Source organism: Mesorhizobium sp. M1406, assembly GCF_040317555.1.
GTDB lineage: Bacteria > Pseudomonadota > Alphaproteobacteria > Rhizobiales > Rhizobiaceae > Mesorhizobium.
This window is the reverse complement of record NZ_JAMYKW010000003.1, coordinates 22,987-36,112: the sequence shown is the minus strand read 5'-3', so window position 1 is coordinate 36,112 and position 13,126 is coordinate 22,987. Positions and strand designations below refer to the sequence as shown.

The window sequence follows — 13,126 nt, the reverse complement described above, 5'->3', positions numbered from 1 at the left end:
TCCGGAATTATTTCGTGATCTGGCAGGGTTGGAACCTTAGCTCTCATAACGCGTTCGGGGCCTTGTATTCGCGGTGCCTATTAAAAAGGCAATGTGCGGGCCGGCGAATGGGTGGGGCAAAACAAGCGCGGGTTGGGGGAGGAGAAGCCAGGCTATGTCGAAACGTGAAATTGGAACGTCCCCTTCGTTGGGGCGGCGTATCGCTGAACTCAGGGCGAGAATGCAGGATGCGGAAATTTCCGACCATGAGATGAAAACGTTTCACAAGGTCGCCGCCATCATGGGGCCGGGCGACGGCTCCCTACGGCTGGATGCCGACGATCTAATCGCGGCATCCTTCGTTGTCGAGACGCTGGGCGAACAGGCGTCCAACCGCTGACATTTCCCTCCATCAGCCCGAAGTTCTGATCGCGAGAGCCAGCGCGGCCGCCGTCGGCGGCCGTTGCCTTGCCGCCCGATATTCAATTGGAGGGAAAGTCTTATCAATTTGTTTGCGTTGGTCCGTCATGGTAGCGGCGACTAACGGAGTTGAACGCGATGAGGATTGATCTGTCGCCGACGGGTTGGGGCAGGGTGATCACTGTGACCATCGCCGGTACGGCATTCTTCATTGCCGTGGCGTTCTTCGTCGATTCTTTCAATTTCCCCTATCTGTCGCGCGAGGCCGTGTGGCGGGCGCAGATGACCGACCTGATGCTGCCTTTGGTGCTGGGCGGCTCGTTTTTGTTTTTCCTCATGTGGAAGATCCGCCAGTTGGCCATCGCGCAGCGCGACCTCAGCGTCATTGCCGCGACCGACAGCCTGACGGCGGTGCTGAACCGTGGTGCCTTCTCGATGCTGGTCGAGGCCTATCTCGAGCAGACCCGCAAGCAGGAGCAGACCCGTTCGGGCGCGCTGCTGATCATCGACGCCGACCACTTCAAGTTGATCAACGACCGCCTGGGCCATGACTGCGGCGACCAGGCGCTCAAGCTGATAGCGCAGGCGATCAAAGGGCAACTGCGTGGCGGCGATATTGTCGGCCGCATCGGCGGCGAAGAATTCGGCGTGTTTCTTCCCGGCGTGGATCCCTCGCAATCCTGGGTGGTTGCCGAAAGCATCCGCCGGCGTATCAAAGAGATGGACTTTTCGCCCGGTGGCAGACCTTGCCCGCTTTCCGTCAGCATCGGCGGCACGAGTTTTACCGGCCCGATCACCTATCAGGAAATCTTCTCCGCTGCAGACAGAAGGCTTTACACGGCCAAGTCGAACGGGCGCGATCAGGTCAGCTTCGATCCGGCGGCGGCCGCCCCGGTGCCTCAACCCAGCGTCACTACGGTGCATTGAGAGTAGCCCGATCATGGGTGGCCATCGCACCCTAGAAACCGTCGCGTCCTTTTACAATTGCGGACAAGAACCTTGGGCACTCGGACAGCCCACTGATTTGTGAAGGCTTTGAAGTAGACGGCGCTTTCGCTTTGCCGACATCACGCTAAAGGTGGTGTCCGGAGCCCTGCCGGGGCTGGACGAAATCGAGCAGGGCCTTCTTCGCATGACATTGATGAGCGCGGCGGCTCTGCTGATCCTTGTCCTGACTTATGCCGGTGTCGCCATTGGCCGCATCCCCGGCCTGCGCCTTGACCGGGCGGGGATCGCGTTGCTCGGCGGGGCCGCGATGATCGCCATCGGCGCGCTCAGCATGGAGGACGCCTACCGGGCGATCAATTTCGACACCATCACGCTTCTGCTCGGCATGATGATCGTGGTGGCGCATCTGAAAGTGTCGGGCGCCTTTCGCGGCCTTGGCGCCATCGCCATCGAGCACGCGCATGCGCCCTTCATGCTTTTGGTGATGGTGACGCTGCTGACCGGCGTGCTGTCGGCCTTCCTGGTCAACGACGCCATCTGCCTTGTCATGGCGCCGATCGTCGTCCACGTTACACGCGTCATCAAGCGCAACCCGATCCCCTATCTGATCGCCACCGCCACCGCGTCGAATTGCGGCAGCGTCGCCACCATCACCGGCAATCCGCAAAACATGGTCATCGGCGCGCTGTCGGGCATTTCCTATCCGGCCTTTTCGGCGGCGCTCGCTCCGGTTGCTCTGTTCGGCCTCGTCGCGGTCGTTGTCATCATCCGCGTCGTCTACCGGGCCGAATTCGCCCGTAAGGTCCAATTGACGCCCGAGGTCTCGCGTGGCCGCATGCACAAGCGGCAGGTGCTGAAGGCGGTGGTGGTGTGCATCGGACTGGCAATTGCCTTCTTCGCTGGTGTGCCCGTCGCCAAGGCGGCACTCGTCGGCGGCGCGATCCTCTTGCTCACCCGCGCCATCAAGCCGGAACGCATCTACCGCGAGATCGACGGTCCGCTGCTGTTCATGTTCGCCGGCCTGTTCATTGTGGTCGCCGGCGCCGAAAAGACGCTGCTTACATCAGACATGATCGCCTCGGCAAAGAACCTCGGGCTGGACGATGTCTGGCGCCTGTCGGGCTTCACCGCGGTGCTCTCCAACATCATGAGCAATGTCCCGGCAGTGCTGGCGCTGCGGCCTTTCATTCCCGGCCTCGAAAACCCCGAGCGCGCCTGGCTGGTGGTCGCCATGAGCTCGACGCTGGCCGGCAATTTCACGCTGCTTGGCTCGGTCGCCAATTTGATCGTCGCCGAACAGGCACGGGCCGCCGGCACGCCGCTGTCATTCGGCGCCTTCTTCAAGGTAGGCTTGCCCTTGACGCTGATAACGCTGGCGGCCGGCACCGCATGGCTGGCGCTTGGGTTCTAGATCTAGTCGCTTGAAGTCCGCGCCCGCACAAGCGTCGCCGCGGCGCGGCCGGCCGCCTCGATATAATCGGGGTTGCGGTGGATCAGCATGATCGAAAACGAGCCGTCGATCAGGACTACGATCTCGCGCGCCAAGGCTTGCGGCTCCCCGACGCCGCGATCGGACAATTCGCCAGCCAGCCATGTTTCGAAATTCAACTTGTGCCGCGACCCGACCTTGATCGCCGGATGTCCGGGCATCGAGGCGAGTTCCGCGGCCGTGCGCAGGAAACCGCATCCTTTCCATTTCGGATGGCGGGCGGCCCGTGCCAGATTGGTAAAGATCGCCTCGACCTTGCGATCCGCGCCGCCTTCGGCAGCATCGAACCAGCCGGCCATCCGCTTCAGATTGGGTTGGTCGCGGCCATCGAGATATGCGGCGATGAGGTCGTCCTTGCTCTTGAAATGGTAGTAGAGCGTCCGCTTGGTGAGACCCGCCGCCTCGGCGACGGCATCGACGCTGACGCGACCGATTCCTTCGGCGTAGAAGAGCCTGGTCGCGGCATCGACAATGCGTTTGCGGGTGGGGCTTTGTGCGTCAGGCATGAGCTTAAGTATACCGACTAGTGAATATACACAAGCGCCAAAGGGCATAGTCTTCCGGCCATCAGCATGATGGAGAAGGAAGAGCCAATGACCGATCTTGTCCTCAACGAGACCAGGGATGGGATTGCCATCCTCACCCTCAACCGGCCGGAGAAACTCAATGCGCTGAACTATGCCCTGATCGATCGCCTGCTTGCGATCCTCGACGACATTGAAATCGACGACGGCGTCCGGGCGGTCATTCTTACCGGAGCAGGGGAGCGGGCGTTTTCGGCGGGTGGCGACATCGCCGAGTTCTCGGCCAGCGTGGCGCTTGGCGTCGATGTCGCGATGCGGGACTTCGTCATGCGCGGGCAGCGCCTGACGGCAAGGCTGGAAGCCTTCCGCAAACCCGTCATCGCCGCCGTCAACGGCATTGCCTTTGGTGGCGGCTGCGAAATCACCGAGGCGGTGCCGCTGGCCATTGCCAGCGACCGGGCTTTGTTCGCCAAGCCGGAAATCAACCTTGCGATGCCGCCGACTTTTGGTGGAACGCAGCGCTTGCCCAGGCTCGCAGGGCGCAAGCGGGCGCTGGAACTGCTTTTGACCGGCGATTGGTTCCCGCCGCGGCGCGCTCTCGAACTTGGCCTCGTCAACGAGGTGGTGCCGCATGGCGATTTGATGCCGGCCGCAATCGGCCTGGCCAGGCGTATCCTGCGGCACTCCGATCTGGCGATCGCGAGCATCCTCACGGCGGTGGCGCGCGGCCTCAACCAGAGCATCGCCGACGGCCTGCTGGTCGAGGCCGAGCAGTTCGCCCGCATGGCCTCGACAGCCGATTTGCGCGAAGGGCTCGATGCCTGGATCGAGCGGCGCGAGCCGCGCCATAAGGGCACATGGACGCATATCGCGCGGCCTGACGAGCCCAGGCGAGCCTCGCTGGCGTCGGATCAGGGCGCCACCACCAGCCGGCCTTTCATATTGGGGTGAAAGCGGCAGAAATAGTCGACCGATCCCGCGGCTTTCAATGTCAGGCTCGCGGATTTCTTCGGCGGGATCGTCACCTCCCAGCCACCTTTCAAAGTGGCCGTGTGGGCGAACGCGTCCTTGTTCACCCACTCGATCGTGTCGCCGACCTTCGCCTCGACGGCGGCCGGCGAGAACACCAGTTTGTCGATGGTGACCTGGATGGTTTCAGCTTGCGCCGGGACGATACCGCCGGCCAGCATCAACGCAATCCACAGATTGCGTTTCGGCATGCTCCCGGTCCTTGCTTCAGCATGCCGGCGATGTGTTCGGCATGCTGAGATTGAGAGATTGGACGCTGTTGCCGGCAAAAGGTTCCCGAAGATCTTTCTCCGGGTCCGGCGGGGTTAAGCTACCGCATCCAATGAAGGCTTGTCAGCAGCCTGCAGGCGCGCCGTGGCCGCCAGGAGATCGGTCTGGGTGATCAGCCCGAGAATCCGCTCGTCGTCGTCGACGATGATCACCGCATGGCTGCGGCCATTGGTGAGCACGGGCAGCAGACCCATGGCGGCGAAATCGGCGGCGGCTGTCGCCGCCGGCGATATCACGGATCCAACCGTGCCTGAGGCAAGGGTCAGTTCCCGCAATCCCACGGTGCCCGCCAGCCTTGCCTCCGCGTTGACGACCGGCAAGGTGCGGATGTTGTGGTCGAGCAGCAATTGGCGCGCCGCCTCGGCTGAGGTGTGTGCGTCGACCGAGATTACATCGCGCGACATGATGTCCTCACACAGAACGGTCTTGTGCGCGCGCACCATCGCCTGCAATTCGACTTGCCGCAGCAGCCGGTCGAGATCGCCGCGATCGATATCGAATGTCTCGTCGAGTGCGCCAAGCGCGGCATCGATGTCTTCGGACCGGAAGCCGACGCGCGACTGTGCAGGCGGATCGCTGGTGCCATGGCTATTCGTCGGTGCTGCAACCGGCACATGCGGATAATTGCGCCGGGCCAGTCTGTGGAAGCCGTAGCCGAGCGCCACCAGCAGGATCGAGTTCAGCGCCACCGGCACGAATGGGAACAGGAAGCCGGCGCTGATGACGGCGGGCCCTCCCAGCACCGCGGTCAGGGCGGCGGCTCCGCCCGGTGGATGCAGGCAGCGCGTGAACGACATGCCGGCGATGGCCAGTGCCACCGCGATGCCGCTGGCAAGCGCGGTTTCGTGGATGAAATGCGCCACGATCACGCCGACCAGTGCCGATATCGTGTTGCCGCCGATGATCGACCATGGCTGCGCCAGCGGGCTGGCGGGGACGGCGAACAGGAGCACGGCCGACGCCCCCATCGGCGCCACCAGCAGCGGCACATGCGGACCGTTGCCGAGCACAAGGCTGGCGATGACGCCGGTGAGTGCAATGCCGATCGTCGCGCCGATGCAGGCGACAAGGCGCTCGCGCAGCGTCGCGCCGGCAAGAATGGGAACAAAGAGGCGGAAGGCCATGACGTCGAAAAACTCTGCCGTATTCCAGGGGAAGTCGAAAGTGTACTGTTCGCACCGCAATGACGCGGCAACATTGGATTTGAAAGCCAAACTGATCCGGGAAACAGCAGTTTGAGGGAATAGAATTCCGCTACGCAGCCGCCGCGGCGGTCAGGCCGCGCGAAATGTCGGCCTTCAGGTCGTCGACATCCTCGAGGCCGATCTGCAGGCGGATCAACGGACCCTCATAGGGCGCTTTCGCGACAACGCGGTCGCCGAGCCAGACCGGCACGGCAAGGCTCTCATAGCCGCCCCAGGAATAGCCGAGGCCGAAGATCCGCAGTGCGTCGAGGAAGGCGTGCTGCTGCTTCTGGCCGCCGCCGGCAAGCACGATGGAAAAGATGCCGCTCGAACCGGAGAAGTCGCGCTTCCACAAATCGTGGTCCGGGTGGCTGGGTAGGGCAGGGTGGAGCACGCGCGCCACGCCTTTCTGGCCTTCGAGCCAGGAGGCGATGGCGAGCGTGCTGCGCTGATGATGCTCCAGGCGCACGCCCATGGTGCGCAGGCCGCGCAGCACCTGGTAGACGTCGTCGGGTCCGGCACAGCAGCCAAGCGTGCAGAAGCTTTCATAGAGATGCTTCCAGCAGCTCTCATTGGCCGACACCGTGCCCAGCAGCACGTCGGAATGGCCGGCCGGGTACTTCGTCGCCGCATGGATCGAGATGTCGACGCCGTGGTCCAGTGGACGGAAATACAGCGGCGTCGCCCAGGTGTTGTCCATCATGACGATGGCGCCCGCGGCGTGCGCCGCCTTGACGATGGCCGGGATGTCCTGCACCTCGAACGTATTGGACGCTGGAGATTCCGTGAACACCACCTTGGTGTTGGACTTGATCAACGCCGCGATGCCGGCGCCGACCTCGGGAGCGTAGTATTCGACCTCGATGCCCAGCCGCTTCAGCATCGTGTCGGCGAAGTTGCGGGTCGGGTGATAGACGGTATCGACGATCAGCAGATGGTCGCCCGCCGACACGAAGGCGAGCAGCGGCACGGTCACCGCCGCCAGGCCCGATGGCACCACGATCGTGCCGGCCGAGCCTTCCAGCGCGTCTATGGCGTGGGCAAGGGCATCGGTCGTCGGCGTGCCGCGCGTGCCGTAGGTGTATTTCTGGCTGCGTGCCGCCATCGAAGCCGCGTCACGAAAAAGCACGGTCGAGGCATGCACCACCGGCGGATTGACGAAGCCGAAATAGTCATGCGGATTGTTGCCTGAATGGGCAAGCCGCGTGTTGATGCCCATCCCGCCGCTAAAGTGTTCGCTGCCGTCTTTCGCCATTCCGCGTCGCCTTGTTGACAAGCCGCTAGCCATAGTGCGGCGTCATGGACCGTGCAACAGCCACCGGCCGCCAGGGGATGGACTTCGAATATGCCAATTCGTCGCGGCAGACGGTGGCGATGCGGGGAGTGACGCGACCCCGGCGGTGCGTTGTAGGCAACAGCGCCAGTCTCCGCCGACAGGGCAACGAACTCGGGCTAACGGGTTCCCTCGCAGCCTTCGCCGGCGCGTTGGCTGACGGAGCGTCAAATGAAAAACCCGCCTGTGCGGCGGGTCACTGGCGCAAATCAGCACCATGGACGAATATGTACCATAGCTGAGGTCATGGAATCAAGAAAAAATTCCTATCGTGAAAAGCTGCCGGCACAAAAACTGCCAACACCACCGAACTGGTCTTTTGTAACCTGAGTTCGGAGCCCTATCTCCGCCGATCGCCCTATTGTGGACGATTGCGAAAGATATATAATCGTCTGCTAATATTAATCGCCGGATTGCTTCGATCAGATGCTGCCGGATGGTTGTTGCCGGTTGTCCTTCTGGTCCTCCACGATCCGGATCGCGTTCACGAAGCGTGTGCGCGGCAAGGGGAGGAATGCCATGCCCGACGTCAAATGGACAATGAAGGCGCGCGAATTCACCAACTGCAACTGCGCCTATGGCTGCCCGTGCCAGTTCAACGCCATGCCGACATACGGTTTCTGTGAAGCGGTTGCTGGCATGGAAATCGAGAGTGGCCATCACGGCGACACCAAGCTCGACGGATTGCGGTTCGTCGGGATTTTCCGCTGGCCCGGCGCCATACACGAGGGCAGGGGCGAAGCCGCTGTGGTTATCGACGAGAGGGCGACCGAGGCCCAGCGTGGTGCGCTGCTTCGCATATTGGGCGGTCTGGATACCGAACCAGGTGCGACGATATTCCAGGTCTTTTCGACCACGCTGGAGAAATTCCACGATCCGATCTTTGCCCCGATCGAATTCAAGGTCGATGTCGGCGCGCGAACCGCGCGGCTGCACGTCAACGGCGTAACCGACGGCCATGGCGAGCCGATCAAGAATCCGGTCACCGGCGCGGAACACCGGGCGCGCATCGACCTGCCGCACGGCTTCGAATACGCGATCGCCGAAGTCGGGCGTGGCTGGACCAAGACGACGGGCCCAATCAAGTTCGAACTAGCCGATTCGCACAGCCATTTCGCCAATCTGCATCTCACGCAGAGCGGCATCGTGCATTGACCTGATCCAATGACCGACACGGCCCTCGAGGCGGTGCTGCGGCGCGACCGCGCGGTCGTAACGGCCGCGCTCGTCGTGATTGCCGTGCTCGCCTGGGCCTACGTGCTGTGGCTCGCCGCCTACATGGTCATGCCCGGCTCCCCCTTGCCGGACAGCGCGGGCAGTGACATGGCCGGAGTGGACATGTCGAACATGGGCGGCATGGATATGGGCGCCGCCGTGGCGCCCGGTTTCCGGGCCTGGGCATCGGCCGATTTCGCTTTCATCTTCACGATGTGGGCGGTGATGATGGTCGGCATGATGACGCCTTCGGCCGCGCCGATGTTGCTGCTCTATGCCGGCGTCGGTCGCAAGGCGCAGGCGGATGGCCGGCCTTTCGCTTCGACGGGATGGTTTTTTGCCGGCTACCTCGCCGTCTGGGTCGTGTTCAGCATCGTGGCGACCGGTGCGCAATGGCTGCTCGCCCGTCTTGCCCTGCTCGATCCCTCGATGGCGACCGACAGCGCGATCCTCGGTGGGCTCGTCCTGATCGCCGCTGGTCTCTATCAATGGACGCCGATCAAGGGCGTCTGCCTGCGCCAATGTCAGGCGCCGATCGCGTTCCTGACCAGCCATGGCGGGTTCCGCTCCGCTCCGCTCGGCGCACTTCGGCTCGGCGTCGATCATGGCGCCTATTGTCTCGGTTGCTGCTGGGCGCTGATGGCTCTGCTGTTCGTCGGCGGCGTCATGAACGTGCTCTGGATCGCCGGCATCGCCATCCTTGTCTTGCTGGAGAAAACGGTCCCGACCGGGCAGTTGATCCCGCGCGTTTCCGGCGCGTTGATGGCTGCTATCGGAACCTGGCTCGTCTTTCGGGCGCTTTGAAAACGATCCTTGTCTCAAGGCGATATTGGCTCGCAACCGCCCAATATGCGTTGGATACCATTGCGCCGGGTCAGTAACGCCGAGGTATTGCCTGGGATGAATCTCGCCTGCCGCGGCCTGCATTTGCGTTGTATGAGCTTTGCCGTCTTTATTTGCGCTGCTGACTAATTCGCGGGCGCGTTTGTCTGCAATTCAGGCATTTGCGGCAATCGGTTTTCAAACTCCTTCGGTTTCGGTCATTTCCCTTGACCTCACAGGAATTATCGCCTTCGATGACATTCGTGAATGGGAGGCTGCGCGTCGGTTACCGATGCGGGGTTCCGGGAATGGGCCGGAACGGGAACTGCATTCACACGGGAAAAAGGTCAGGGTTTGCCCTGAAAAACAGAGAAAAGGGTCTGTGGGTCATGAAACATATTGCTATCGGCATTCTTGGCGCCGCCACGCTTGGGTTGATGGTGTCGGCCGCGTCGGCGGCCACGCTCGATACCGTCAAGGCGAAGGGTTTCATCCAGTGCGGCGTCTCGACAGGCCTGGCCGGCTTCTCGGCGCCGGACGACAAGGGTGACTGGCAAGGCATCGATGCGGATTTCTGCCGCGCTGTCGCGGCCGCCGTCTTTGGTGACGGCACCAAGGTCAAGTTCACGCCGCTCAGCGCCAAGGAGCGGTTCACCGCGCTGCAGTCCGGCGAGATCGACATCCTGTCGCGCAACACCACCTGGACCATCAACCGCGACACGGCGCTTGGCCTGAATTTCATCGGCGTCACCTACTATGACGGCCAGGGTTTCATGATCAATGCCAAGAAGCTGCCGGGCGTCAATTCGGCGTTGCAGCTTTCCGGCGCCGCCGTCTGCGTGCAGAGCGGCACCACCACCGAACTCAATCTGGCCGACTATTTCAAGGCCAACAAGATGGAGTACAATCCGGTCGTCTTCGAAAAGCTGGAAGAGGTCAACGCCGCCTATGACGCCGGCCGTTGCGACGTCTACACCACCGACCAGTCGGGCCTCTACGGCATCCGCCTGACGCTGGGCTCGCCGGCCGACCACGTCGTGCTGCCCGAGATCATCTCCAAGGAGCCGCTCGGACCGGCCGTGCGCCAGGGCGACGACCAGTGGTACCACATCGTCAAGTGGACCTATTTCGCACTGTTGCAGGCGGAAGAGCTTGGCATCACCAAGGCCAATGTCGACGAAATGAAGAACTCGCCCAGCCCGGAGATCAAGCGCGTGCTTGGCCAGGAAGCCGATACCAAGATCGGTACCGATCTCGGCGTCTCCAACGACTGGGTCGTCAACATCGTCAAGGCCGTGGGCAATTATGGCGAAATGTTCGAACGCAATGTCGGTTCGGGCAGCCCGCTGAAGATCGCGCGCGGCATCAACGCGCTGTGGACCAAGGGTGGCCTGCAGTACGCTCCGCCGATCCGCTGATCGAAATGTGATCCGGGAGGCAGGTCGTCTGCTTCCCGGTTTCTCTTTCCAGGGGACGGTCGAATGGCATCGCAGGAAGTTCTTCGCGAGGAGCCCAGCCGCGGTTCCTTCATCAACGATCCGAGGGTCCGGGGCGTATTCTTCCAGGCGGTGGTCGTCGTCGTGCTGGTGGCTGGCGTCTGGTGGATTGCCCACAACGTCATCGACAATCTGACCCGGCTGCACATCGCGTCGGGCTTCGGCTTCCTCAAGGGCCGCGCCGGCTTCGACATAAGCGAAAGCGCCATCGCCTATTCATCGGATTCGACCTATGGCCGTGCCATCCTGGTTGGTTTCCTCAACACCGTGATCGTCGCCGTCGTCGGCATAATCACCGCGACAATCATCGGCTTCATTGTCGGCATCGGCCGGCTTTCGCAAAACTGGCTGATCAGGAAGATCTGCACGGTCTATGTCGAGGTGTTCCGCAACATCCCGCCGCTGCTGGTCATCTTCTTCTGGTATTCCGGCGTGCTTGCCGTGTTGCCGCCGCCGCGCGAGAGCATCAATTTGCCGTTCGGCTCCTTCCTCAACCAGCGCGGCTTCTATTTTCCACGCGCCGTCTGGGGCGACGGCTCGTGGCTGATCTTCGTCGCTCTGCTTGTCGGCATCGCCATGGCGTGGTTCGTCGCGCGCAAGGCGCGGCAGCGGCAGATGGCGACCGGCCAGCAATTTCCGGTGTTTTGGACGTCCGCCGCGGTGATCGTCGGGCTGCCGCTGCTCGCCTATGCGCTGAGCGGCTTCCCCTTGAGTTTCGATTACCCCAAGCAATCGACATTCAACCTGACCGGCGGCTTCCAGGTCAGGCCCGAGTTCCTGTCGCTGTATCTGGCGCTGTCCTGCTATACCGCCGCCTTCATTGCCGAGATCGTACGCGCCGGCATCAGGGGTGTCAGCACGGGCCAGACGGAAGCTGCCGGTGCGTTGGGGCTGCGGCCCGGATCGATCCTGCGGCTGGTCGTCGTGCCGCAGGCCATGCGCATCGTCATTCCGCCGCTGACCAGCCAGTATCTCAACCTGACCAAGAACTCGTCGCTCGCCATCGCCATCGGCTACCCGGACCTGACGGCGACCGCCGGTACGGTGCTGAACCAGACCGGCCAGGCTGTCGAGGGCGTGGTGATCATGATGGTGATCTATCTGGCCATCAGCCTTCTGACCTCGCTTGTGATGAACTGGTTCAACGCCAAGATGGCGCTGGTGGAGAGGTGAGGTAAGGACATGCAAGAACATGATATGTCCTGGGTGCGCAGCGAAATGGCGCTGGCGCAGCCAGCGCCTGCCGGCGTCGCGGGTTTCGGTGCGTGGGTGCGCAGGAACCTGATCGCTTCCACCGGCGACACCATTATGACCATCGTCGGCATCGCCCTGGTGGCGATGATCCTGCCGCAAATCATCAACTGGGCATTCATCAACGCTGTGTGGACCGGACCGGACCGGACCGTGTGCGCCACGGTTGCGCAAGGCGGCGTCCAGCCGGATGGCTGGACCGGCGCCTGCTGGGCTTTCGTCAATGCCAAATTCGGCCAGTTCATGCTCGGGCGCTACCCGATCGAGGAGCGCTGGCGTCCGATCCTGGTCGCCATCCTGTTCGTGGCGCTGCTGGTGCCGATGCTTATCCCGAAGGTGCCGCGCAAGGGCCTGAATGCGATTCTGCTGTTCTTTGCACTGCCGATCGTCGCTTTCATCCTGCTGGTCGGCGGCATGTTCGGCCTGCCGCATGTCGAAACCTCGCTGTGGGGCGGGCTGCTGGTGACGCTCAGCCTGTCCTTCGTCGGTATTGCCGTGTCGCTGCCGCTGGGCATCGTGCTGGCGCTCGGCCGCCGTTCCAAGATGCCGATCATCAAGACGCTGTGCGTCGTTTTCATCGAGACGGTGCGCGGCATCCCGCTGATCACCGTGTTGTTCTTCGCCAGCGTCATGCTGCCGCTGTTCCTGCCGGCCGGCGTCTCGTTCGACAAGTTCCTGCGCGCTTTGATCGGCGTGTCGCTGTTTGCCGCCGCCTATATGGCCGAAGTGGTGCGCGGCGGACTGCAGGCGATCCCCAAGGGGCAGTATGAAGGTGCGGATTCGCTCGGCCTCGGCTATTGGCAGAAGATGTATTTCATCATCATGCCGCAGGCACTGAAATTGGTGATCCCGGGCATCGTCAACACCTTTATCGGCATGTTCAAGGACACCAGCCTGGTCATCATCATCTCGATGTTCGACCTTCTCGGCATTGTGAAGCAGAACTTCTCCGACCCAAACTGGGCAACGGCGCAGACGGCCAGGTCTGGCCTGATCTTCGCGGCCTTCGTCTTCTGGCTGTTCTGCTTCGGCATGTCGCGCTATTCAATGTTCACCGAACGTCGGCTCGACACCGGCCACAAACGCTAAACAAAAGAACAAGGGGACCCTGTCATGGCCACCGAAAATGCCGTTAGCGCGGAAGAGATCAAGGTCAACGCCGCCAA

At 62.4% G+C, this 13,126-nt stretch carries 13 protein-coding genes; 9 read left to right on the top strand and 4 right to left on the bottom strand.

The genetic code is table 11. The annotated features are described in order from the left end of the window. Window positions 1–154: 154 nt before the first annotated feature. The 3 genes from NKH03_RS04120 (at window position 155) to NKH03_RS04110 (ending at window position 2,758) form a co-directional block, all read left to right on the top strand. Window positions 155–379 carry a hypothetical protein gene (locus tag NKH03_RS04120; RefSeq protein WP_352868015.1) on the top strand — a complete coding sequence of 75 codons (225 nt, stop codon included), beginning with the start codon at window positions 155–157 and terminating at the stop codon, window positions 377–379. Window positions 380–537: 158 nt separating this feature from the next. After that, window positions 538–1,326, top strand: coding sequence for a GGDEF domain-containing protein (locus tag NKH03_RS04115; RefSeq protein ID WP_352967244.1), 789 nt, complete (start codon window positions 538–540; stop codon window positions 1,324–1,326). A 205-nt stretch (window positions 1,327–1,531) separates the two neighbouring features. Further along, window positions 1,532–2,758 carry an anion transporter gene (locus NKH03_RS04110; protein ID WP_352967243.1) on the top strand — a complete coding sequence of 409 codons (1,227 nt, stop codon included), beginning with the start codon at window positions 1,532–1,534 and terminating at the stop codon, window positions 2,756–2,758. A 2-nt stretch (window positions 2,759–2,760) separates the two neighbouring features. Here NKH03_RS04110 and NKH03_RS04105 read toward each other — a convergent pair whose 3' ends face one another. Beyond that, on the bottom strand, window positions 2,761–3,342 hold the full coding sequence (locus tag NKH03_RS04105; protein ID WP_352882606.1) for a TetR/AcrR family transcriptional regulator: 582 nt from the start codon (window positions 3,340–3,342) through the stop codon (window positions 2,761–2,763). An 87-nt stretch (window positions 3,343–3,429) separates the two neighbouring features. Between NKH03_RS04105 and NKH03_RS04100 the strand changes: the two genes are divergently transcribed. Beyond that, window positions 3,430–4,311, top strand: a complete 882-nt coding sequence (locus NKH03_RS04100; RefSeq protein ID WP_352882607.1) for a crotonase/enoyl-CoA hydratase family protein — start codon at window positions 3,430–3,432, stop codon at window positions 4,309–4,311. Here NKH03_RS04100 and NKH03_RS04095 read toward each other — a convergent pair. From NKH03_RS04095 to NKH03_RS04085, 3 genes are all read right to left on the bottom strand, one after another. Then, on the bottom strand, window positions 4,272–4,580 hold the full coding sequence (locus NKH03_RS04095) for a cupredoxin domain-containing protein (RefSeq protein ID WP_352882609.1): 309 nt from the start codon (window positions 4,578–4,580) through the stop codon (window positions 4,272–4,274). The genes NKH03_RS04100 and NKH03_RS04095 overlap by 40 nt on opposite strands. 114 nt (window positions 4,581–4,694) lie before the next feature. Continuing rightward, complete coding sequence (locus NKH03_RS04090; RefSeq protein WP_352967241.1) at window positions 4,695–5,783, bottom strand: HPP family protein; 1,089 nt, start codon at window positions 5,781–5,783, stop codon at window positions 4,695–4,697. A 130-nt stretch (window positions 5,784–5,913) separates the two neighbouring features. Continuing rightward, the gene (locus tag NKH03_RS04085) at window positions 5,914–7,098 is read right to left on the bottom strand and encodes a cystathionine beta-lyase (protein ID WP_352882611.1); all 1,185 of its coding nucleotides are present in this window, start codon (window positions 7,096–7,098) and stop codon (window positions 5,914–5,916) included. 597 nt (window positions 7,099–7,695) lie between these two features. On the opposite strand from NKH03_RS04085, the gene NKH03_RS04080 reads away from it, so the two are divergent. The 5 genes from NKH03_RS04080 to NKH03_RS04060 all read left to right on the top strand — a co-directional run bounded on the left by NKH03_RS04080 (window position 7,696) and on the right by NKH03_RS04060 (window position 13,049). Beyond that, window positions 7,696–8,331 carry a DUF1326 domain-containing protein gene (locus NKH03_RS04080; protein ID WP_352967239.1) on the top strand — a complete coding sequence of 212 codons (636 nt, stop codon included), beginning with the start codon at window positions 7,696–7,698 and terminating at the stop codon, window positions 8,329–8,331. A 9-nt stretch (window positions 8,332–8,340) separates the two neighbouring features. After that, on the top strand, window positions 8,341–9,195 hold the full coding sequence (locus NKH03_RS04075) for a DUF2182 domain-containing protein (protein WP_352967238.1): 855 nt from the start codon (window positions 8,341–8,343) through the stop codon (window positions 9,193–9,195). 407 nt (window positions 9,196–9,602) lie between these two features. Then, on the top strand, window positions 9,603–10,631 hold the full coding sequence (locus tag NKH03_RS04070; protein ID WP_352882614.1) for an amino acid ABC transporter substrate-binding protein: 1,029 nt from the start codon (window positions 9,603–9,605) through the stop codon (window positions 10,629–10,631). A 63-nt stretch (window positions 10,632–10,694) separates the two neighbouring features. Beyond that, window positions 10,695–11,882 (top strand): amino acid ABC transporter permease, encoded by a 1,188-nt coding sequence (locus tag NKH03_RS04065; RefSeq protein WP_352967237.1) that lies wholly within the window; start codon window positions 10,695–10,697, stop codon window positions 11,880–11,882. A gap of 9 nt (window positions 11,883–11,891) precedes the next feature. Beyond that, on the top strand, window positions 11,892–13,049 hold the full coding sequence (locus tag NKH03_RS04060) for an amino acid ABC transporter permease (protein ID WP_352967235.1): 1,158 nt from the start codon (window positions 11,892–11,894) through the stop codon (window positions 13,047–13,049). The last annotated feature ends 77 nt before the right edge of the window (window positions 13,050–13,126 follow it).

Coding starts and splice junctions, on each gene's coding strand:
- NKH03_RS04105 (WP_352882606.1), bottom strand. CDS start 3,342: ATGCCTGACGCACAAAGCCCCACCCGCAAACGCATTGTCGATGCCGCG.
- NKH03_RS04090 (WP_352967241.1), bottom strand. CDS start 5,783: ATGGCCTTCCGCCTCTTTGTTCCCATTCTTGCCGGCGCGACGCTGCGC.
- NKH03_RS04110 (WP_352967243.1), top strand. CDS start 1,532: ATGACATTGATGAGCGCGGCGGCTCTGCTGATCCTTGTCCTGACTTAT.
- NKH03_RS04115 (WP_352967244.1), top strand. CDS start 538: ATGAGGATTGATCTGTCGCCGACGGGTTGGGGCAGGGTGATCACTGTG.
- NKH03_RS04085 (WP_352882611.1), bottom strand. CDS start 7,098: ATGGCGAAAGACGGCAGCGAACACTTTAGCGGCGGGATGGGCATCAAC.
- NKH03_RS04120 (WP_352868015.1), top strand. CDS start 155: ATGTCGAAACGTGAAATTGGAACGTCCCCTTCGTTGGGGCGGCGTATC.
- NKH03_RS04070 (WP_352882614.1), top strand. CDS start 9,603: ATGAAACATATTGCTATCGGCATTCTTGGCGCCGCCACGCTTGGGTTG.
- NKH03_RS04075 (WP_352967238.1), top strand. CDS start 8,341: ATGACCGACACGGCCCTCGAGGCGGTGCTGCGGCGCGACCGCGCGGTC.
- NKH03_RS04095 (WP_352882609.1), bottom strand. CDS start 4,580: ATGCCGAAACGCAATCTGTGGATTGCGTTGATGCTGGCCGGCGGTATC.
- NKH03_RS04065 (WP_352967237.1), top strand. CDS start 10,695: ATGGCATCGCAGGAAGTTCTTCGCGAGGAGCCCAGCCGCGGTTCCTTC.
- NKH03_RS04060 (WP_352967235.1), top strand. CDS start 11,892: ATGCAAGAACATGATATGTCCTGGGTGCGCAGCGAAATGGCGCTGGCG.
- NKH03_RS04100 (WP_352882607.1), top strand. CDS start 3,430: ATGACCGATCTTGTCCTCAACGAGACCAGGGATGGGATTGCCATCCTC.
- NKH03_RS04080 (WP_352967239.1), top strand. CDS start 7,696: ATGCCCGACGTCAAATGGACAATGAAGGCGCGCGAATTCACCAACTGC.